Annotated in this window: 21 protein-coding genes and 1 riboswitch; of the genes, 11 read left to right on the top strand and 10 right to left on the bottom strand. The window is 71.2% G+C overall.

Annotated elements, in window-relative coordinates:
* Window positions 1–73 precede the first annotated feature (73 nt).
* The gene (locus OHN74_RS05055) at window positions 74–760 is read right to left on the bottom strand and encodes an esterase/lipase family protein (RefSeq protein ID WP_327693318.1); all 687 of its coding nucleotides are present in this window, start codon (window positions 758–760) and stop codon (window positions 74–76) included.
* 115 nt (window positions 761–875) lie between these two features.
* Here OHN74_RS05055 and OHN74_RS05050 point away from each other — a divergent pair, with 115 nt between their 5' ends.
* Window positions 876–3,233: a helix-turn-helix transcriptional regulator gene (locus OHN74_RS05050; RefSeq protein WP_327693317.1), complete on the top strand. Its 2,358-nt coding sequence runs from the start codon at window positions 876–878 to the stop codon at window positions 3,231–3,233.
* A 70-nt stretch (window positions 3,234–3,303) separates the two neighbouring features.
* On the opposite strand, the gene bioD is transcribed toward OHN74_RS05050, so the two are convergent.
* From bioD to bioB, 3 genes are read right to left on the bottom strand one after another with little or no spacing between them, the layout of a single operon-like run.
* Window positions 3,304–4,026, bottom strand: a complete 723-nt coding sequence (bioD, locus tag OHN74_RS05045) for a dethiobiotin synthase (RefSeq protein WP_327699991.1) — start codon at window positions 4,024–4,026, stop codon at window positions 3,304–3,306.
* Window positions 4,027–4,028: 2 nt separating this feature from the next.
* Window positions 4,029–5,309, bottom strand: coding sequence for an adenosylmethionine--8-amino-7-oxononanoate transaminase (locus tag OHN74_RS05040; RefSeq protein ID WP_327693316.1), 1,281 nt, complete (start codon window positions 5,307–5,309; stop codon window positions 4,029–4,031).
* Window positions 5,302–6,456: a biotin synthase BioB gene (gene bioB, locus OHN74_RS05035; protein ID WP_327693315.1), complete on the bottom strand. Its 1,155-nt coding sequence runs from the start codon at window positions 6,454–6,456 to the stop codon at window positions 5,302–5,304. Before bioB ends, OHN74_RS05040 begins: the two co-directional genes overlap by 8 nt.
* 154 nt (window positions 6,457–6,610) lie before the next feature.
* Between bioB and OHN74_RS05030 the strand changes: the two genes are divergently transcribed.
* Complete coding sequence (locus OHN74_RS05030; RefSeq protein WP_327693314.1) at window positions 6,611–7,738, top strand: 8-amino-7-oxononanoate synthase; 1,128 nt, start codon at window positions 6,611–6,613, stop codon at window positions 7,736–7,738.
* 78 nt (window positions 7,739–7,816) lie between these two features.
* Here OHN74_RS05030 and OHN74_RS05025 read toward each other — a convergent pair whose 3' ends face one another.
* Complete coding sequence (locus OHN74_RS05025; RefSeq protein ID WP_327693313.1) at window positions 7,817–8,041, bottom strand: DUF397 domain-containing protein; 225 nt, start codon at window positions 8,039–8,041, stop codon at window positions 7,817–7,819.
* A gap of 9 nt (window positions 8,042–8,050) precedes the next feature.
* Entirely contained in the window at window positions 8,051–8,908 is an 858-nt protein-coding gene (locus OHN74_RS05020) for a helix-turn-helix domain-containing protein (protein ID WP_327693312.1), read from the bottom strand.
* A 212-nt stretch (window positions 8,909–9,120) separates the two neighbouring features.
* On the opposite strand from OHN74_RS05020, the gene OHN74_RS05015 reads away from it, so the two are divergent.
* Window positions 9,121–9,582: an ATP-binding protein gene (locus OHN74_RS05015; RefSeq protein ID WP_327693310.1), complete on the top strand. Its 462-nt coding sequence runs from the start codon at window positions 9,121–9,123 to the stop codon at window positions 9,580–9,582.
* A 344-nt stretch (window positions 9,583–9,926) separates the two neighbouring features.
* Here OHN74_RS05015 and OHN74_RS05010 read toward each other — a convergent pair whose 3' ends face one another.
* From OHN74_RS05010 to OHN74_RS05000, 3 genes are all read right to left on the bottom strand, one after another.
* A complete protein-coding gene (locus OHN74_RS05010; RefSeq protein ID WP_327693309.1) occupies window positions 9,927–10,400 on the bottom strand; it encodes a C40 family peptidase in 474 nt (157 codons plus the stop codon).
* Window positions 10,401–10,403: 3 nt separating this feature from the next.
* A riboswitch (cyclic di-AMP (ydaO/yuaA leader) is annotated at window positions 10,404–10,583 on the bottom strand.
* A 383-nt stretch (window positions 10,584–10,966) separates the two neighbouring features.
* Window positions 10,967–11,275, bottom strand: coding sequence for a hypothetical protein (locus OHN74_RS05005; RefSeq protein ID WP_327693307.1), 309 nt, complete (start codon window positions 11,273–11,275; stop codon window positions 10,967–10,969).
* 7 nt (window positions 11,276–11,282) lie between these two features.
* On the bottom strand, window positions 11,283–11,927 hold the full coding sequence (locus OHN74_RS05000) for an ATP-dependent Clp protease proteolytic subunit (protein ID WP_327693306.1): 645 nt from the start codon (window positions 11,925–11,927) through the stop codon (window positions 11,283–11,285).
* An 85-nt stretch (window positions 11,928–12,012) separates the two neighbouring features.
* Between OHN74_RS05000 and OHN74_RS04995 the strand changes: the two genes are divergently transcribed.
* The gene (locus OHN74_RS04995; protein WP_327693305.1) at window positions 12,013–12,288 is read left to right on the top strand and encodes a type II toxin-antitoxin system Phd/YefM family antitoxin; all 276 of its coding nucleotides are present in this window, start codon (window positions 12,013–12,015) and stop codon (window positions 12,286–12,288) included.
* A 109-nt stretch (window positions 12,289–12,397) separates the two neighbouring features.
* On the opposite strand, the gene OHN74_RS04990 is transcribed toward OHN74_RS04995, so the two are convergent.
* A complete protein-coding gene (locus OHN74_RS04990) occupies window positions 12,398–13,426 on the bottom strand; it encodes an ABC transporter permease (protein ID WP_327693304.1) in 1,029 nt (342 codons plus the stop codon).
* Window positions 13,427–13,544: 118 nt separating this feature from the next.
* Between OHN74_RS04990 and OHN74_RS04985 the strand changes: the two genes are divergently transcribed.
* The 7 genes from OHN74_RS04985 to OHN74_RS04955 all read left to right on the top strand — a co-directional run bounded on the left by OHN74_RS04985 (window position 13,545) and on the right by OHN74_RS04955 (window position 18,977).
* Window positions 13,545–14,219, top strand: coding sequence for a TetR/AcrR family transcriptional regulator (locus OHN74_RS04985; RefSeq protein WP_327693303.1), 675 nt, complete (start codon window positions 13,545–13,547; stop codon window positions 14,217–14,219).
* A gap of 86 nt (window positions 14,220–14,305) precedes the next feature.
* A complete protein-coding gene (locus OHN74_RS04980) occupies window positions 14,306–14,608 on the top strand; it encodes an urease subunit gamma (protein WP_055535472.1) in 303 nt (100 codons plus the stop codon).
* 14 nt (window positions 14,609–14,622) lie between these two features.
* Window positions 14,623–14,934: an urease subunit beta gene (locus tag OHN74_RS04975; RefSeq protein ID WP_164412501.1), complete on the top strand. Its 312-nt coding sequence runs from the start codon at window positions 14,623–14,625 to the stop codon at window positions 14,932–14,934.
* Window positions 14,927–16,648 (top strand): urease subunit alpha, encoded by a 1,722-nt coding sequence (locus OHN74_RS04970; RefSeq protein ID WP_327693300.1) that lies wholly within the window; start codon window positions 14,927–14,929, stop codon window positions 16,646–16,648. The genes OHN74_RS04975 and OHN74_RS04970 overlap by 8 nt, the downstream gene beginning before the upstream one ends.
* A 27-nt stretch (window positions 16,649–16,675) precedes the next feature.
* Window positions 16,676–17,353 carry an urease accessory protein UreF gene (locus OHN74_RS04965; RefSeq protein ID WP_327693299.1) on the top strand — a complete coding sequence of 226 codons (678 nt, stop codon included), beginning with the start codon at window positions 16,676–16,678 and terminating at the stop codon, window positions 17,351–17,353.
* A 176-nt stretch (window positions 17,354–17,529) separates the two neighbouring features.
* A complete protein-coding gene (ureG, locus tag OHN74_RS04960) occupies window positions 17,530–18,210 on the top strand; it encodes an urease accessory protein UreG (RefSeq protein ID WP_327693298.1) in 681 nt (226 codons plus the stop codon).
* Entirely contained in the window at window positions 18,207–18,977 is a 771-nt protein-coding gene (locus OHN74_RS04955) for an urease accessory protein UreD (RefSeq protein WP_327699990.1), read from the top strand. Before ureG ends, OHN74_RS04955 begins: the two co-directional genes overlap by 4 nt.
* The last annotated feature ends 20 nt before the right edge of the window (window positions 18,978–18,997 follow it).

Below are 18,997 nucleotides of genomic sequence, written 5' to 3'. Positions count from 1 at the left end.
CGCACCCTCGCTGTCGCCGGGAACCGGCGGGATCAGGCCTGTACCCGGCGGGACAGGGCCTTACCCGGCGGGATCAGGCGATGAAGTTGCGGACCTGTGTGTAGACGCCATAGTCGTTGTTCATCTCGTCGTGCGAGATGCAGCCGACCTCGACGTTCGTGGCGCCGCTCAGGATCGCGGTCGTGTCCGGGGTGAGCGCGTCGTCGCAGTTGGACCAGTAACTGGCGTAGGACACGCTGCCCGGCGTCTCGTCGCCCGAGTTCAGCGAGGTGAGGAACGAACTTCCGGTGTACATCTCGGAACACGAGGTGTACAGCCACGCACACCATGAGGCGACCGTCGTGCCGTGGTTGACGCCGGCCGCGGAGACGAAGTCGTCGACGTACGCGGTTCCGCCGAGGTTCTTGAGGTAGTAGCGAGCGCTGAGCGCGCCCATCGAGTGGACGACGAGGTCGACCTTCGAGGCGCCCGTCGCGGCCAGGACTCTCTTGACCTCGGTGGCCAGTTGCTGGGCCGTCGTGACGTTCGACTGTGACCAGGAGTACGACCATGCGTCCAGCTCGGAGGCCGTGTAGCCGTCGGCCTTGAAGTCGGCGACCCAGTCGTTCCAGCTGCTCGACGAGCTGCTGATGCCGTGCACGAAGACGATCGGATTGTGGGTCGCGGCCTGGGCGGGTGCCGCGGAGAGCGAGAGGGACAGAAGCATCGAGGACACGACGGCCGAGACGGCTGCTGTGATGCGTCGCATGCGGCGCTGCATGGTGCCTCCTGATATGCGTGGGGTTGGCTGGAGTGTCAGGCCGGGTCTACGCGCGCCGCATCGGTGAAATCGCCGGTCTTTACGCACCTTGTAACTCGCCAGTAACGTGAGTTGTGTGGTGACCTCGGTGAATCCCCCGCCTCAGCCGCGCATTTCGCCACCGGAGCTCACGGACGCGTGGCAGCAGCTCGGCCCCCCGCTTCCCGAAGGCGTCCGCGTGCGCGTCCTCTGTGCCGCGTACGGCGATCCTCGCGCCGCCGCCGAACTCGTACCGCTCCTCACCGAACGGCAGGCGGCGGGACTCGATCCCCTCCCGGCGGAACCCGCCGCGATCGCCCCCGAACTGCTGCGGGCGCACCGCCGGGCTATCCGTGCCCTGCCCGACGACACCCGGCTGCTGCTGCTCCTCGCCGCCGCCGACCAGTACCCGGTGGCGACCCATGCCTTCCTGCGCGCGGTCGCCGCGGCCCACCTCGACACCGGGGCCCTCGAGGCCGCCGAGGCGGCCGGGATCGCCCACGCGACGGCGAGCGGAGTCGTCTTCCGCGACGCGTGGACGCGTATCGCGGCCTACGAGTCCGGGTCCTCGGCGGACCGGCGCGACATGCACCGGCTGCTGGCCCGCGTCCTGCACGGCGACGGTGAGTCGCCCCGGCGCTCCTGGCACCGGGGCGCCGGCGCACTCGGCCCCAGCGCACGGCTTGTCGCCGAACTGGGCGGCGCCGCGCACGAGGCCCGTGAGCTGGGCGACCACCTCCTGGCCGGCGCTCTTGGCGAGCGCGCCGCCGCCCTCTCGTCCGACTCTCGTGAACGGTCCCGGCTGCTCTCCCGGGCCGCCGCCGACGCCTGGCACCGCGGCGAGGGGGACCGGGCCCGCGGTCTGGTCGCGTCCTCGGACGAGGGCGCGCTGGGCGGCATGCTCGCCCTGCGGTCGGGCAACGCGACCGAGGCCTTCGACGCGCTGCTGACGGCCGCGGTCCGGCATGCGAGGGCCGCGCTGCAGCAGGGGAGCGAGGGGAGGGTGCTGAATCGTTCCGCCGGGGATCATGGACCTCGCTCCGGCTCGCCGGAACGATTCGGCACACCGGACGACCCCTATGCGTTCCCCTACGCGTCCCGGTACCCGCACCCGGACTCACAGTCCTCGTGCAGCGTCCCGAACCCCGCTCTGGACGTCGCCGTGCATCTGTTGGCACGTGCCACCGAGGCCGCCGTCTACACCGGTGACCTCCGCCGCTGCCGGGAGGCGGCCACCGTGGCCGCACGGCTCGGTGTCATCCCGCCCGGCACCCTCGCTGGACTCGCCGCCGCCGTCGAGGGACGGTACGAGGACGCCCGCAACCTCCTCAAGGCCGCCGCGGGGCGCTGCGGTCCCGGCGGAGACCCCACCCTGCTCATCCACTCCGGCATCGCCGCGCTGCTCCTCGGTGACCACTCCGGCGCCGAACGCGCCACCGTGCGGGCCGCCGCCTCCGCCCGCGCCAGGGGTGAGACGGTCACCGTCCCGCAGGCCATGGAGTTCCGGGCCTACGCCGACTTCTGGACCGGACGCCCACGCGCCGCCGAGGCTGCCGCCGCCGACGCCCTCTGGCAGGCGTACGCCACCGGCCAGGACAACGGCGCCTGTCATCTTCAGGCCGCCCTCGCCATGTTCGCGGCGGTGACCGGCGACGGCGAGGTCTGCCGGGAACGCGCCGAGGCCGCCCGCACGCACGCCCGGGCCCACGGCCTTGGCCTGCCTGCCGCACTCGCCCTGTGGGCGCTGGCCTTCCTCGACCTCTCCACCGGCCGCTTCGAGAGCGCCGCCGCCCGGCTGCGCGCCCTGGCCGGATTCGGCCCCGGTCACGGCCACCGGGCCATCCGGCACCTGGCCACCCCGCACTATGTCGAGGCCGCCGTCCGCACCGGGGACACCCGCGTGGCACGGGCGGCCCACGCCGACTACGACCGTTGGGCCGCAGCCGTCCGCAGCCCCGACGACCTGGCCCTCAGCGCCCGCTGCCGCGCTCTGCTCGCCCCCGGAGCCGAAGCCGTCGATCACTACCGCACTGCCCTCGATCTGCACTCCCACGGCTCGCGTGACTTCGAACGCGCCCGTACGGAGCTGTTGTTCGGCAGCGCGTTGCGTCGGCTGCGGCACCGGACCGAGGCCCGCGACCGGTTGCACAGTGCGCTGGAGGCGTTCGAGACGTTCGGCGCGCCGCACTGTGCGACGCAGGCTCGCGCTGAGCTGCGGGCGCTGGGGGCGCCGGTGACGATCACGTCGGGGCCGGCGGATCTCACCGCTCGCCTGACGGCGCAGCAGTTGATGGTTGCGCGGATGGCGGCCGACGGTGCGACCAATCGGGAGATCGCTGTTCGGCTGGCGTTGAGTCCGCGCACGATCGATCACCATCTGCGGGGGGTGTTCTCACGGTTGGGGATTCGGTCGCGGATCGAGCTGGTGCGGTTGCTTGGGGAAGAGGGGTTGTGAGTCGGCTTTCCGCCGGTGGGGGCTTGTCGCGCCCCGCGGCGGAGCCGCAGATCGATACAGCCCCGCGCCCCTAGAGAAGGGGCGCTTCTCGCGTCCGGAATTCTGACGCGTCCCATGTTCCGCCGAGCACGGGCGCCAGCCAATGTCCGGCCATGTCGCGGAAGTTGGCCGGGGGCAGCGTCCCCACCCCCGCCGGGAGCGCTCCGACCAGAGGGGCCCCGGCGACCACCGGCAGGTCCGCCAGGTTGCAGCGGGCTGCCAGGTCTGGGGAGTCGGGCCAGCTACCGATGACGATGCCCGTCAAGTGGACGTCTCTGCGGGAGAGTTCATGTGCCGTCAGCTCCGTCGCGTTGAGGGTGCCCAGGCCCGCCGACGCGACGACCAGCACCGGCGCGTCCAGCAGTTCGGCCGCGTCCGCCAGGGTGCCACCCTCGTCGTCGAACCGTACGAGCAGGCCGCCCGCGCCCTCCACCAGGACCACGTCGTACTCGGCGGCCAGTTTCGCTGCGGCCTCCGCCACCTCGGCCGGCCGCACCGGTGGCAGCGAGGCTCGTCGGGCGGCCGTCGCGGGGGCCAACGGGTCCGGATAGCGGGCGAGTTCGAGGGTCCGTACGGCACCCACGAGGCGCGCGACCTCGTCGGCGTCGCCGCGCTCCTCCGGCCGGACGCCCGTCTGCGCCGGTTTGAGCACGGCCACCGTACGGCCCGCGGCGAGGGCCGTGGCGGCGACGGCGGCCGTCGTGACCGTCTTGCCGACCTCCGTGCCCGTCCCCGTGATCACCAGGATCGGCATGCTCATCCCTCCTGTGCCGCCGCGCACACCGCGCGCGCGATCCGGGCCACGTCCGCGTCGCCGGTGACGTACGGCGGCATGGCGTAGACGAGGTCGCGGAACGGCCGCAGCCACACTCCCTCGCGGACGGCCGCCGCCGTGGCCGCCGCCATGTCCACCTCGTGGTCGAGCTGGACCACCCCGATCGCACCCAGCACGCGTACGTCCCGTACCCCGGGGAGGTCCGCCGCTCCGGCGAGCCCGTCCCGCAGTCCGGTCTCGACGCGTTTGACCTCCGCCTGCCAGTCCTGGTCGAGCAGCAGACCGATCGAGGCACAGGCCACGGCCGCCGCCAGGGGGTTGCCCATGAAGGTCGGGCCGTGGGCGAGCACCGGGACCTCGCCGCGCGAGATGCCGTCGGCCACCCGTGCCGTGCACAGCGTCGCCGCCATCGTCAGATAACCGCCGGTCAGCGCCTTGCCCACGCACATCACATCCGGCGTCACCGCCGCGTGCTCCGCCGCGAACAGCGTGCCCGTGCGCCCGAACCCGGTCGCGATCTCGTCGAACACGAGCAGTACGCCGTACGCGTCGCACGCCTCGCGCAGCACCCGCAGATAGGCGGGGGAGTGGAACCGCATCCCGCCCGCGCCCTGCGCCACCGGTTCGACGATCACCGCGGCCAGTTCGTCCGCGTGCCGTTCGATCATGGAGCGCAGGTGGTCGGCGTACGACTCCTCGTACTCCGCTGGCGGCGCGTCCGCGAACACCTGGCGGGGCAGGACACCCTGCCACAGCTCGTGCATGCCGCCCTCGGGGTCGCACACGGACATCGGCTGCCAGGTGTCGCCGTGGTAGCCGCCGCGCCAGGTCAGCAGGCGTTGCTTGGCAGGGCGGCCGATCGAACGCCAGTACTGCAGGCACATCTTGACCGCGACCTCGACCGACACCGATCCCGAGTCGGCGAGGAAGACGTGCTCAAGCCCCTCCGGCGACAGGTCGACAAGGAGCTTCGCCAGCCGTACGGCGGGCTCGTGGGTGAGCCCGCCGAACATGACGTGGCTCATCCGTGAGAGCTGCTCGCGCGCGGCCTCGTTGAGCACCGGGTGGTTGTAGCCGTGGATCGCCGACCACCAGGACGACATCCCGTCGACCAGCTCGCCCGCCCCGCCCGCGAGCCGCAGCCGTACCCCGCTCGCCGACTCCACGACGAGCGGTTCGACCCGGCCCGGCATCGGCCCGTACGGATGCCAGACGTGCCGCCGGTCCAGGTCGAGCAGCTCGGACAGGGGCAGGTCAGGCATTGGGCGCGAGGTCCGTTCCGGCACCTCGGCGTCGGACGGTGACCAGGTCCGTACGGGGCTCCGGCGTCGCCGCGTCCGAAGCGCAGGCTCCCGCCTCCGTACCGCACGGCCCCGCCGATGCCGTGCCGCAGCCGCCGCCGGCCGCCCGGTGTTCGGGCAGCGTGACCTGGTCGGTGCCCTCGATCTCGAAGCCGGCGTCGGCGATCATGTCGAGGTCGGCCTGGCCGGCCTGGCCCTCGGTGGTGAGGTAGTCGCCGAGGAAGATCGAGTTGGCCAGGTTCAGGGCGAGCGGCTGCATCGTGCGCAGATGGACCTCACGGCCCCCGGCGATGCGCACCTCCGCGTCAGGGCACACGAACCGGACCATCGCCAGGATGCGCAGACACCGCTGCGGGGTGAGGTTCCACTCCTTGGCCAGCGGGGTGCCCTCGACCGGGATGAGGAAATTGACCGGAACCGAGTCCGGGTCGAGGTCGCGGAGCGAGAAGACGACGTCGACGAGGTCCGCGTCGCTCTCGCCCATGCCCGCGATCAGGCCCGAGCAGGCGGACAGCCCGGCCGCGTGGGCCTTCTGGACGGTGTCGACCCGGTCCTCGTAGGTGTGCGTGGTGGTGATGTCGCCGTACGTGGCCTCGGACGTGTTCAGGTTGTGGTTGTAGGCGTCCGCCCCGGCCTCGCGCAGCCGCTCCGCCTGGCCGTCGGAGAGCAGCCCGAGGCAGGCACACACCTCGACGCCCTCGTTCTGGTCCTTGATCGCCTTGATCGTGCCGGCCACCCGGTCCACGTCCCGGTCCGTCGGACCGCGCCCCGACGCCACCAGGCAGACCCGCTTGGCGCCCCCGGCCAGCCCGGCCGCCGCGGCCTTCGAGGCCTCGTCCGGCTTGAGCCAGGTGTACTTCAGGATGCCGGTGGTGGAGCCGAGGCGCTGCGAACAGTAGGAGCAGTCCTCGGGGCACAGCCCCGACTTCAGGTTGACCAGATAGTTGAGCTTCACCCGCCTGCCGAACCAGTGCCGGCGCACCTTCCCGGCGGCGGCCACCACATCGAGGAGATCGTCGTCGGAGGTGGCCAGCACGGCCAGCGCCTCTTCGCGGGTCGGCAACTCGCGCCGAAGCCCCTTGTCCACCAGCGTCGTCAGCAGGTCCATGGAAGCCGATCCTTACGTATCCGACGGGCTGAGGGAAAGGAGGCTTGGTACAACAGAGCCGGTTCGACGTGTGGGTATTGCCACACACTGGGTGGCAGAAGGTCCGGTTAGGGTCTGTCCACTGCCTACAAACAAGTAGCTGTGCGGAGGACCCATGGCGTTCGGCTGGATCGACGAGCAGGCCGAAGCGCGCCGCCGCGCCGGGCTGGTGAGGACTCTGCGCCCCCGCCCCGCCGACTCCCCTCTTCTCGACCTCGCGAGCAACGACTATCTGGGCCTGGCCCGACACCCCGAGGTCACCGAGGGCGCGGCCCGGGCCGCGCGGCGCTGGGGCGGCGGGGCCACCGGCTCGCGGCTCGTCACCGGCAGTACCGAACTGCACGCGGAGCTCGAACGCGAACTGGCCGATTTCTGCGGTTTCGAGGCCGCCCTGGTCTTCTCCTCCGGCTATGCGGCCAACCTCGCCGCGGTCACCGCGCTCGCACCGCACGGCTCCCTCGTCGTCTCGGACGCGGGCAACCACGCCTCGCTGATCGACGGCTGCCGCCTGGCCCGGGGCACGACCCAGGTCGTCGGACACGCCGACCCGGACGCCGTCCGCAAGGCGCTCGGCACGCACACCGGGCCCGCCGTGGCCGTGTCCGACACCGTCTTCTCGGTCGACGGGGACGCGGCACCGCTGGCCGAACTCGCCGCCGCCTGCCGGGAGTCCGGCGCCGGGATGATCGTCGACGACGCACACGGACTCGGCGTCCTGGGCGAGGGCGGGCGGGGTTCGGCGTACGTGGCGGGGCTGGCGGGTGCGCCTGACGTCGTCGTGACGGTCACGTTGTCCAAGTCGCTGGGCAGCCAGGGGGGTGCGGTGCTGGGCCCCGCCCCGGTGATCGAGCACCTCGTCAACGCGGCCCGTACGTTCATCTTCGACACGGGCCTCGCCCCCGCGGCGGCGGGCGCGGCCCTCGCGGCCCTCACGTTGTTGCGCCGGGAGCCCGAACGGGCCGCACGGGCGCGTGCGGTGGCGCGCGATCTGCACACCCGGCTGACGGCTCAGGGACTGGCGGCGGTACGGCCGGACGCGGCTGTCGTCTCCGTGCGCGCGCCGTCTCCGGAGGGTGCCGTGCGATGGGCGGCCGACTGCCGGGCCGCCGGAGTGGGCGTGGGCTGCTTCCGCCCGCCGTCCGTGCCCGACGGAGTGTCCCGGCTGCGGCTGACCGCCCGCGCGGACCTGGCCGAGGAACAGATCGCGCGGGCGGTACGGGTGATCGGCGAGAACCGACCGTAGACGCGTAGATCCACAGTGCTGTCGATCAGTGACACGCGACCATGAGTCGGCGGACCGCGGCCGTGCGTCGTAGGGCGATCACCGGAACGCGGTGAGGAAGCCCTCCCAGCTCTCGGGGGAGAAGAGCAGGACGGGCCCTGTCGTGTTCTTGGAGTCGCGTACGGCGAGCGGTCCGGCCGGGACTTCGGTGTCCGGACGGGCCGTCTCCACACAGTTGTTCGCGCCGGTGCTGTAGCTGCTGCGCAGCCACCGCACACCGGGTGGTTCGACGACGGACGGTACGTTCCGAGGCAATGCTGACATGGTGCCTCCTTACACGCCGTGATTCAGACCGGCGATGAAATCCAACGAATCCTCGGGCGAAAGGGCGTGGATCTGAAGGGTGTTGAAGGCCTCGCTGTAGGCCTGGAGGTCTTCTTTCCGTTCGAGGTAGAGGCTACTCACCATCTGGTCGAGAACAACCACATCTAGGTCAGAAGTGCTCGGAAAAGAGAAGATAACGAAAGGACCAGTGATGCCGATGTATGCCCCTGCGGCGAACGGCAGGATCTGGAGCCGTACTTGGGGCAGGCGGGCCGCCGCTACGAGCCGGTCCAGCTGGCGCGTCATCACCTCCGGTCCGCCCACTTCACGGCGCAGCACAGCCTCGTCGAGGACCGCGCTCAGCGCCAGCGGCGGATCCGAACGCAGCACGTCCTGGCGGGCCAGCCGCACCTCGACCAGGGCGTCGAGCCGCGTCTCCTCCAGGCTGTCCACGGCGGCCCGGGTCATCGCGCGGGCGTACTCCGGGGTCTGCAGCAGCCCCGGGACCACCGAGGTCTCCAGCGTGCGCATGGTGCTGGCCTGCGACTCCAGGCTGATGAAATCCCGGTAGGTGGGCGGCAGTACGCCACGGTAGGCGTGCCACCAGTGGTGCCGGCCGCCGTGCTCACCGCCCGCCAGTACGAGCAGCAGTTCGCGCGCCTCGCCGTCCGGGACCTCGTAGGCGTCCAGCAGTAACCGGACGTCCGCCGGTTTCACCCCGCTCGATCCTGTCTCGATCCGGCTCACCTTCGACTGATGCCAGCCCACCAGACGGGCCGCCTCACCGCTTGTGAGGCCGGCCCTGGCACGCAGCGCGCGCAGTTCGGCACCCAGTTTTCGGCGGCGCACGGCGGGACCGTACTGCATGGGCCACTCCTTACTCCTAATGAGCCGCCCAAATACGCTCTGGGGTCGCAGAGTTCACCGCTTCGAGCGACAGATATATGCATATCTTGGTGGATCGCACCCCGTGACCGGCGCGGGAATGGCAGTCTGGCGCGAAGCACCAGTCCGGGACCGTACTCGAACCAGCCGCTCCGTGTCGGGCCGCGGTCCTGTGGGAAAGGGACGACGTCGCCATGGCAGACCACCTGGAAGCATCCGTCACTCTGCCGAGCGATCCCGCCTCGGTCTCCGCCGCCCGCGCGTATGTGGCCAACGTGCTGGCGGAATGGGGCCTGTCGGGTGACACCGAAGCCGCCGACAGTATCCGCCTGATCGTCTCGGAACTCGCCACCAACGCCGTGCAGCACACCTTCGGGTTGTCACCCACCTTCACGGTGGACATCGCCCTCGAACGTGACGAACACCTGCGCATCGGAGTGACCGACAGTCACCCGCGCTTCCCCAAACGCCTGCCCGCCGCCGTGCAGCAGGACAACGGCCGCGGGATGGTCATCATCCGCTGGCTCACCGCCGAGTCGGGCGGCAAACTGCGCGTCCGCCCGACCCGCGAGGGCGGCAAGACGGTGTCGATCGAACTCCCGTGGACTGTCCCGGCCAGGCCCCCGGTCACGGCGGTCGGCCAGCAGGAGCCGTAACGGTTCGGCCCTGCGTCCTGCTGCCGCTGCCGCGCCCACGACGGTGCCCGCGTTCTTCCGCGCACAGCAACCGCCTGGCGGGGCCTACGTGTTGTACCTCGGTGCGCGGACGCTGTGGTCGCTGCGCGGGTCCTGGGCGGTGGTGGCCGAGGGGGCGCGGACCGCCGTACGTCCATGGCGGCGGGGATTCATCACCGACGCGCTCGATCCCAAGGGGCCCATCACGTTCCCGAGTGTGTTGCCGGCCCTTGCGCGCCGCTCCTGCGGGAGCAGCTTCTGTCGCTGTGACGGGTCCCGGGGCGGGGCGGCGGCCGACTGACGGCCGCCGCCCCGCCCCGCGGAGGTCAGCTGACCCGGCCGTACCAGACGCTCTTCGTCCAGATCTTCTGGAGCTTCACGACTTCCCCGGTCTTCGGGGAGTGCCAGATCTTTCCCTTTCCGGCGTAGATGCCCACGTGGTAGACGTTCGAGCCCGAGTGGAAGAAGACCAGGTCTCCGCCCCGACGGCTCTTGGCGGCTATGTGCTTGGTCTTGTTGTACTGGGCCGCTGCCGTTCGAGGCAGGGACTTGCCCGCCTTCTTGTACGAGTACTGCGTGAGACCGGAGCAGTCGAACCTCTTCGGTCCCGCGGCGCCGTACTTGTACAGCGAGCCCTTCTTGGAGGCCGCGATCTGGAGTGCCTTCGTCGACGGTGCGATCGCCGCGGCTTCGGTGGCGACCCCGGGGATCACCAGGCTGCCGCCGGCGACGGCGAGGGTGAGAGCCGAGGCCGTACCGGCACGGGTCATCAGCGACGGGACACGATTGAGCGCAGACATGCGAAACCCTTCGTCAGCCGCCTGTGAAGGATGACCTGTCGGATTCGGGCTGGCGAAGTTGCCCGGCCGCTGACGCGGCTTCACCCCAAGGGCTGCTCGGCCCGGTCATGGCGTGACCGTTCCGGCGACCCGTCGTGCCTGGGTCCTCCACTCCTGCCGATGCACATCTGTCGACCGGTCATCCGGGCGGCGGCAGGACTCGGCGTCCGCCCGGATCGCCCCGCCTCTTGTGGCGGGGGCTTGTCGTCAGGAAGGGATCTTGGCTCATGGAAGTAGGAAAATCCCAATGGAATCGGGGCTTTGTGGCGTTACTCACCCGTGACCCATTCGGGTGGACACCCATGCCCTCGGGCAAGTTCGGCGGGGGTCGCGCACCCCCGGACCAGCACGGAACCTTCTCGATTCCCACCCCGAACCACGCGTGTCGCGCAAGCCGTACGGGCCGGTCGGGGGACACGCGACTACTCCGAACGGGGGATGCCATCCAGTCACTTCCCGGCTCGTTCGGGACAGTCCGCCGCCGGGGCGGAGGGGCTCGCCCGATCCGGGTCCGCCGACCGGGTGGGTCAACTGGCGGGCTCACGCGGAACGGTGACACGCGCCGTTCGGCGCTCCCCGTCGAGAACGCGCAGCGCCCGCGCCAGCGTAGGGGCATGCACCTCCGCTTCGCCACGCTGATGCATCAACTCCAGCGCGTCCCGCAGCGCGACCGCTTTGGCGACGAGCGCCTGCGCGGCCCGCAGTCCGCGGTAGGTGTCCCCGTGGTACGCCGGGTTGATACGGCCGAGCAGATCGGCCACTTCGAGGTAACGGTCGATCAACTCGCCCTCCGCGCGCGTCAGAGCGGGCAGCGGAGGCATCTCGGGCGGAAGCATCGGTGGCTCACCTCGTGCCGGGGGCGGGGTGCGAGAACTTGCGGCCGGCCACGATCCGGTCCACCAGCCCGTACTCCAGGGCGGCCCGGGCGTCGAGGATCTTGTCCCGCTCGATGTCCGCGGCGACCTGTTCCGGGCTCTGTCCGGTGTGCCGTACGAGCAGTTCCTCCAGCAGGGTACGGATCCGGCCCAACTCCTGCGCCTGAATGGCGAGATCGCTCACCTGTCCGTGGACCGGCCCGGACAGCGAGGGCTGGTGGATCATCACCCGGGCACCCGGCAGCGCGCTGCGCTTGCCCGGTGTACCCGCGGCCAGCAGCACGGCCGCCGCGGAGGCCGCCCGCCCCAGACAGACCGTCTCCACGTCGCAGGTGACGAACTGCATCGTGTCGTAGATCGCGGCCATCGCGCTGAACGAGCCGCCGGGGGAGTTGATGTACAGGGAGATGTCCCGGTCGGGCGCCAGGTATTCGAGATGCATGAGCTGGGCCATCACATCGTTCGCCGAGGTGTCGTCGACCGGCGTGCCCAGAAAGACGATCCGTTCCTCCAGCAGCTTCGAGTACGGATCCAGCGTCCGGTGCCCGGCACTGGTGCGTTCGGTGAACTCGGGCAGGACATAACGGGCTGACGGATCGTCGACGTCGTTCATGGCGCGCGCCTCCTCGGTGGCTTCCGTAAGAAATGTACAGGACGTACAGATCGCAGCGCGAGGGTGCCGGTCTAAGCTGGAGCACATGGCCTACGAGATTCCGGTGACGCAAGCCAGGGCTGAACTCGCCGAGCTGATCAACAAGGTGGTGTACGGCGGTGAGCGTGTCGTCGTGACGCGGCACGGCAAGCCCCTCGTCGCCCTGGTCTCCGCGGCCGACCTCGAACGTCTCGACAAGCTGGACGCGGCGGAGGAGCAGGTCGTCAGTGCCGTCTCCAGCGTCCGGGAGGCCGCCGCCGCGCCCGTCGAACGGCAGCGGTTCGGTATCGCGGCCGAGCACCGGGGGCCCGGGGCCCGCTGATCGCGCCGCCGGGACCACTGGACCACTGGGCCGCTGGGGGTCTCCGGACCGACGGGACCGGGTGCCCCGCCCAGTTGGCGGGGCACCCGGCCGGTTTCGGGGCGGGCGGTCAGTTCGCCAGGGCGGGTTCCCGCTCGGTGGCGGCTGCGACCGGTCCGTCGTTCCTCTCCTCCGTGCGACGCTTCAGCGCGCTGCCCAGCAGAACCGCGCCCAGGCCCAGCGCCGCCCACCACGTCAGGGTCAGGGCGGGACCGAGAGCCCCCGCGCCGTCGAAGAACGACACCGAGCGGAGCAGGGAGGCGCCCGCACCCGGCGGCAGCCACTGGCCGATCGCGCCGACCGGCTCGGGCAGCAGTTGCGGAGCGCTGGACGCGCCGGAGAACGGGTTGCCGATCAGGACGACGGTCAGCCCGCCGAGGCCGATTCCCGCGGTGCCGAGCAGCGCGGCGAGCCCGGCGACCGCGCCACTCACGGCGAGCGTCGTCAGTCCCAGCGCGGCGGCCTCGGTCCACCAGTCGCCGGTGAGCACGCCGAGCCAGCTGTGCGCGATCGCGGCGGCGACGACGCCGACCAGCGCCGCGCTCCCGAGCAGGGTGCCGGCCGCACGCGTCCCGCGCAGCCCGAGCAGGGTGACCACCGCGCCGGCGGCCACACCGGCCAGCGCCAGCGGCAGTACGCTCGCACCGAAGGCGGCCCCGCGTGGGTCGTTCGCGGCGGCGGGGACGACGTCCACGGTGGTGACCTGGGCACCCGACTGCGCTGCCTGCGTCGTCACCGCCTGCTGGAGGAGCTGGGCGACGAAGGGGCTCGCGGCCGACGCGGTGAGCAGCTTCGGACCCTGGGCGGTGACGACCACGGCGCCGTATACGGTCCGGTCCTCGACGGCGTCACGGGCGGCGGCCTCGTCGGCGTAGCGGTGGATGTCGAAGGCGCCCTCGTGGGCCGACAGCTGCTGCTCGACCTGGGTGACCGCGGCGGTCGGGCCCGCCACGCCGAGCGGCAGGTCGCGGGGTGCGGTGCGGGCGGCGGGCCAGGCGAAGGCCCAGAGCGCCAGCGCCACCAGGACGGGGACCAGGACGACTACGGCGATCATGTGGCGGCGGTGCCCCTGGGTGGCCGCGGCGGACGTGGTGGACATGGTTTCCCCTCGAATCACAGTGGATCTAAAAAGAAGGATCGTTCGTTTTTGGTGCGTCACCACCGTCCTGCGACAGGCGTCTCTTGTCAAGAAGGAATGTTCGTTTTAAGTTCTGGGCATGGCCCGTGTATCCCAGGAACACCTCGACGCCCGACGCCGTCAGATCCTCGACGGTGCGGCACTCTGCTTCACCCGTAACGGCTTCCACGCCACGTCGATGCAGGACGTGCTCAAGGAGGTCGGCCTCTCCGCCGGGGCCGTCTACCGCTACTTCAGCGGCAAGGAGGAGCTGATCGCCGCCATCGTCAACGAGGTGCTGCAGGAGGTCGGGGAGGCCTTCGAGGCGGCGGGTGAGCAGAGCCCGCCACCGCCGCCGGACGTCATCGTGGGGGAGGTGATGGGCCGGATGCTGGGCCTGCGCCCGGGGCTGGTGCACGAAGGGGCGGCCGTCTTTCCCCGGCTGATCATCCAGGTGTGGGCCGAGACACTGCGCGACGGCGAGCTGTCGAAGGTGCTCAACGAGGGCTACGCCAAGGTCCGTACGTCCTGGGTGCGGCTGGTCGAGCGCTATCAGGAAGCCGGGATGATGCGGGCCGACGTAACGGCCGAGAGCGTCGCCCGGACCGTGATCGCTGCGGCCCAGGGCTTCGTCGCACAGATGGCCCTCTTCGGCGGAGCGCCGGTGGAAGTGCTCCAGGACGGCCTGCGCGGTCTGATGAGCATGGGCGCGCCTGCTCAAGTGACCCGGGTGGATCACAGTCCGGTTAACGTCCTTGAAACTCCGGCCAACTAGCGTGCCCATCTCGCCACCAGCGGTTTTGGTGGCATCGGGCAACCGGACCCCGCACGGTCCGGAGCGAGGATGTGAGGTGGGAAGCCGTGCAACTGACCCCGCACGAGCAGGAGAGGCTGCTGATCCATGTGGCGGCGGACGTGGCCGAGAAGCGCCGGGCCCGTGGGCTCAGGCTGAACCATCCCGAGGCGGTCGCGCTGATCACCTCGCACATCCTTGAGGGAGCCCGTGACGGACGTACGGTCGCCGAGCTCATGTCCTCCGGACGGAAGTTGCTGACCAGGGAGGACGTCATGGAGGGCATCCCCGAGATGATCCACGACGTCCAGGTCGAGGCGACCTTCCCGGACGGCACCAAGCTCGTCACCGTCCACGACCCGATCGTCTGAGGGGAGGGACTGCCGTGATTCCCGGAGAGATCCTGTTCGCCGACGGACCCGTTGTGTACAACGAGGGCCGCGAGGTCACGTCGATGACCGTGCTGAACGCCGCCGACCGGCCCGTCCAGGTCGGTTCCCACTACCACTTCGCCGAGGCCAACCCCGGCCTGGAGTTCGACCGCGCGGCAGCGCGCGGCAAGCGGCTCAACATCGCCGCCGGCACCGCCGTGCGCTTCGAACCCGGGATCCCCGTCGACGTAGAACTCGTTCCGCTCGCCGGCGCGCGCATCGTGCCCGGACTGCGCGGGGAGACCGGAGGTGCCCTCGATGCCTGAGATCTCGCGTGCCGCGTACGCCGACCTGTTCGGCCCCACCACCGGCGACCGGATCCGGCTCGCCGACACCGACCTGCTGATCGAGATCGAGGAGGACCGCAGCGGCGGCCCCGGTCTCGCCGGTGACGAGGCGGTGTTCGGCGGTGGCAAGGTCATCCGCGAGTCCATGGGCCAGGCCCGTGCTACGCGCGCAGACGGCACCCCGGACACGGTGATCACGGGCGCCGTGATCGTCGACCACTGGGGCATCGTCAAGGCCGACATCGGCATCCGCGACGGCCGTATCACCGGCATCGGCAAGGCGGGCAACCCCGACACGATGGACGGGATCCATCCCGACCTGGTCATCGGTCCGGAGACCGAGATCATCGCGGGCAACGGCCGGATCGTGACGGCGGGCGCCATCGACGCGCACGTCCACCTGATCTGCCCGCAGATCGCCGACGAGGCGCTCGCGTCGGGCATCACGACCCTCATCGGCGGCGGTACGGGGCCGGCCGAGGGTTCGAAGGCGACGACGGTGACCCCGGGTCCCTGGCACCTCGCCCGGATGCTGGAGGCGATGGAGCAGTACCCGCTCAACTTCGGCCTGCTCGGCAAGGGCAACACCGTCTCGCACGACGCGATGCTCTCCCAGATCCGTGGCGGAGCCCTCGGCCTGAAGATCCACGAGGACTGGGGCTCGACCCCGGCCGCCATCGACGCGGCCCTGACCGTCGCCGACCGCACGGGCATCCAGGTCGCCATCCACACGGACACCCTCAACGAGGCCGGATTCGTGGCCGACACGCTCGCGGCCATCGCCGGGCGCGGCATCCACGCCTACCACACCGAGGGTGCGGGCGGCGGGCATGCGCCGGACATCATGTCCGTGGTCTCCGAGCCGCACGTCCTGCCGAGTTCGACCAATCCGACACGGCCCTACACCGTCAACACCGCCGACGAACACCTCGACATGCTGATGGTCTGCCACCACCTGAACCCGGCGGTGCCGGAGGACCTGGCGTTCGCCGAGTCGCGCATTCGGCCGTCGACGATCGGCGCGGAGGACATCCTTCACGACCTGGGCGCGATCTCCATCATCTCGTCCGACGCCCAGGCCATGGGACGGGTCGGCGAGGTCATCATGCGGACCTGGCAGACGGCCCACGTGATGAAGCGGCGGCGAGGCGCTCTTCCGGGCGACGGCAGCGCCGACAACCATCGAGTACGCCGCTATGTCGCCAAGTACACGATCAACCCGGCCCTCGCGCAGGGCCTCGCGCGGGAGATCGGCTCGGTGGAGACGGGCAAGCTCGCCGACCTGGTCCTCTGGGAGCCCGCCTTCTTCGGGGTCAAGCCGCATCTCGTCGTCAAGGGCGGCCAGATCGCGTACGCGCAGATGGGCGACGCGAACGCCTCGATCCCGACTCCGCAGCCGATCCTGCCCCGGCCGATGTTCGGCGCGATCGGGCGGGCACCGGCGTCCAACTCGTTCAACTTCGTCGCCCAGTTGGCGATCGACGACGGGCTGCCCGAGCGGCTTCAGCTCGGCAAGAGGTTCGTGGCGATCGAGTCGACCCGCGCGGTGACCAAGGCCGACATGCGGGAGAACGACGCGCGTCCGGACGTACGGATCAACCCCGACAGTTTCGCCGTGCACATCGACGGGGAACTGGTCGAGGCCACTCCGGCCGCCGAACTGCCCATGGCCCAGCGGTACTTCCTCTTCTGATGAGGAGGATCTGATGGGGAGGTTCCGATGAGCAGGGCAGCACTGCTCGTCCTGGCCGACGGCCGCTTTCCCGCCGGAGGGCACGCGCACTCCGGCGGGGCCGAGGCCGCCGTCAAGGCGGGGCGTGTCACCGGGGCCGCGAGCCTGGAGGAGTTCTGCCGGGGGCGGCTGCACACGACGGGGCTGGTGTCGGCCTCGCTGGCCGCAGCCGCGGCGCTCGGCGTCGATCCGGTGGCGCTCGACGGTGCGGCGGACGCGCGGACGCCGTCGCCGGCGTTGCGCGTCGCCGCGCGCAAGCTGGGGCGGCAGCTGATGCGGGCTGCTCGGGCGACCTGGCCGTCGGCCGAACTCGAAGCGCTGGCAGGGGAGTTCCCCAAAGGGGCGCATCAGCCGGTGGTGCTGGGGCTCACGGCGCGGGCGGCGGGGCTCGGGCCGAAGGACGCGGCGTACTGCTCCGTGTACGAGAGCGTCAGCGGGCCCGCGACGGCGGTTGTGCGGTTGCTGAGCCTTGATCCGTTCGATGCGACGGGGGTGTTGGCGCGGCTGGCGCCGGAGCTGGATCGCGTCGCGGACCGGGCGGTGGAGGTGGCTCGGGGGGTGGAGAGCGGGGACGGGGTCGATGCGCTGCCCGCGGCCTCCGCGCCGATGCTGGAGGTGGGGGCGGAGTGGCATGCGGGGTGGGCGATGCGGTTGTTCGCGTCGTAGGGGTTCTTCGCCCCCGCCGCCCCTACCCGTCCCATCCCTCCCCCAGAGGGGGGACCCCCACTGGGGGCTGCCGCCTCCGGACCCCCGCATCGGCCCCGAAGGGGCCTCGTCCTCAAACACCGGACGGGCTGAAATGCCCATCAAATGCCGGAAGTCAGAACTTGGAGCCGTACCTCATGCACCTCGACCACTCCCACCCCCAGGCCGGCGCAGCCGTGAGCGCGGACGCGCACCGTCCCGACGGCACTCGTCGTGCCCTGCGAATCGGCCTCGGCGGGCCCGTCGGGTCCGGCAAGACCGCCACGGTCGCCGCCCTCTGCCGTGCCCTGCGCGAAGAGCTGTCCCTCGCGGTCGTCACGAACGACATCTACACCCGCGAGGACGCCGAGTTCCTGCTGCGGGAGGCCGTGCTGCCCCCCGAACGCATCACCGCCGTCGAGACGGGCGCCTGCCCGCACACCGCGATCCGCGACGACATCTCCGCCAACCTCGAAGCCGTCGAGGACCTGGAGGACGAGGTCGGGCCGCTCGACATCGTGCTCGTCGAGTCCGGCGGCGACAACCTCACCGCCACTTTCTCCAAGGGCCTCGTCGACGCGCAGATCTTCGTCATCGACGTCGCAGGCGGGGACGACATTCCGCGCAAGGGCGGACCCGGCGTCACCACCGCCGACCTGCTCGTCGTCAACAAGACCGACCTCGCACCGTACGTCGGTTCCGACCTCGGCCGGATGGCCGCCGACGCGAAGACGGCACGCGGGGAGAGGCCTGTCGTCTTCCAGTCGCTGCGCAGCGAGGCAGGCGTCACAGAGGTCGCCCTCTGGGTGCGGGCGCAGCTCGCGGCGTGGACGGCATGACCACCGGCGTACGGGCCACCGCGCGGATCGTCGCCCGGGCGGACGGCCGGGGCGGTACCGCCCTGCCGGTGCTCGACGGCGACGGCCCGCTGGCACTGCGTCGTATCCGCGCGCACGGCGACGAGGCCCGCGTCATGCTGGTCGGCGCCATGAGCGGCCCCCTCGGCGGCGACCACTTCACCGTCGAGGCGGAGGTGGCTCAGGGCGCCCGACTGCACCTGGCGTCCGCCGCGGCCACCATCGCGCTGCCGGGCCAGGCAAAGGGCGAGGCCCGTTACGACGTACGGATCCGTGTCGCCGACGGCGGTGAACTCCGTTGGCTGCCCGAGCAGTTGATCTGCGCCCAGGGGAGTGAGCTGTACGTCGGCACGCGCGTCGATCTCGCGCCGGGTGCCCGGCTCGTGTTCCGCGAGGAGCAGGTGCTCGGGCGTTTCGGCGAGGAATCCGGACGGCTCGGCAGTCGGCTCACGGTAAGGGTCGGCGGGCGTGTCGTCCTCGACCAGGAGCTGGCCTGCGGTCCCGGAGCGTCGGGCGGCTGGGACGGGCCCGCCGTGCTGGCAGGGCATCGTGCCGTCGGCCAACTCGTGGTCGTGCGGCCGGAGTTCGTGGACGCGCCGGTCGAGGCTCGACTGCTGGGGGAGGGTGCCGCGCTCGTTCCGCTCGCCGGGCCCGCGGCGCTGGTGACCGCGGTCGCTCCGGACGCGCTGCTGCTGCGCCGGGTACTGGACGAGGCGCTCGCGCTCCTGGAGCCCGCCCGCCACAGCTGATCGCCGGGCCCCCCGGCCTG

This window comes from Streptomyces sp. NBC_00459, from assembly GCF_036013955.1.
Classification (GTDB): domain Bacteria; phylum Actinomycetota; class Actinomycetes; order Streptomycetales; family Streptomycetaceae; genus Streptomyces.
This window is presented reverse-complemented; position numbering and strand designations above follow the sequence as displayed.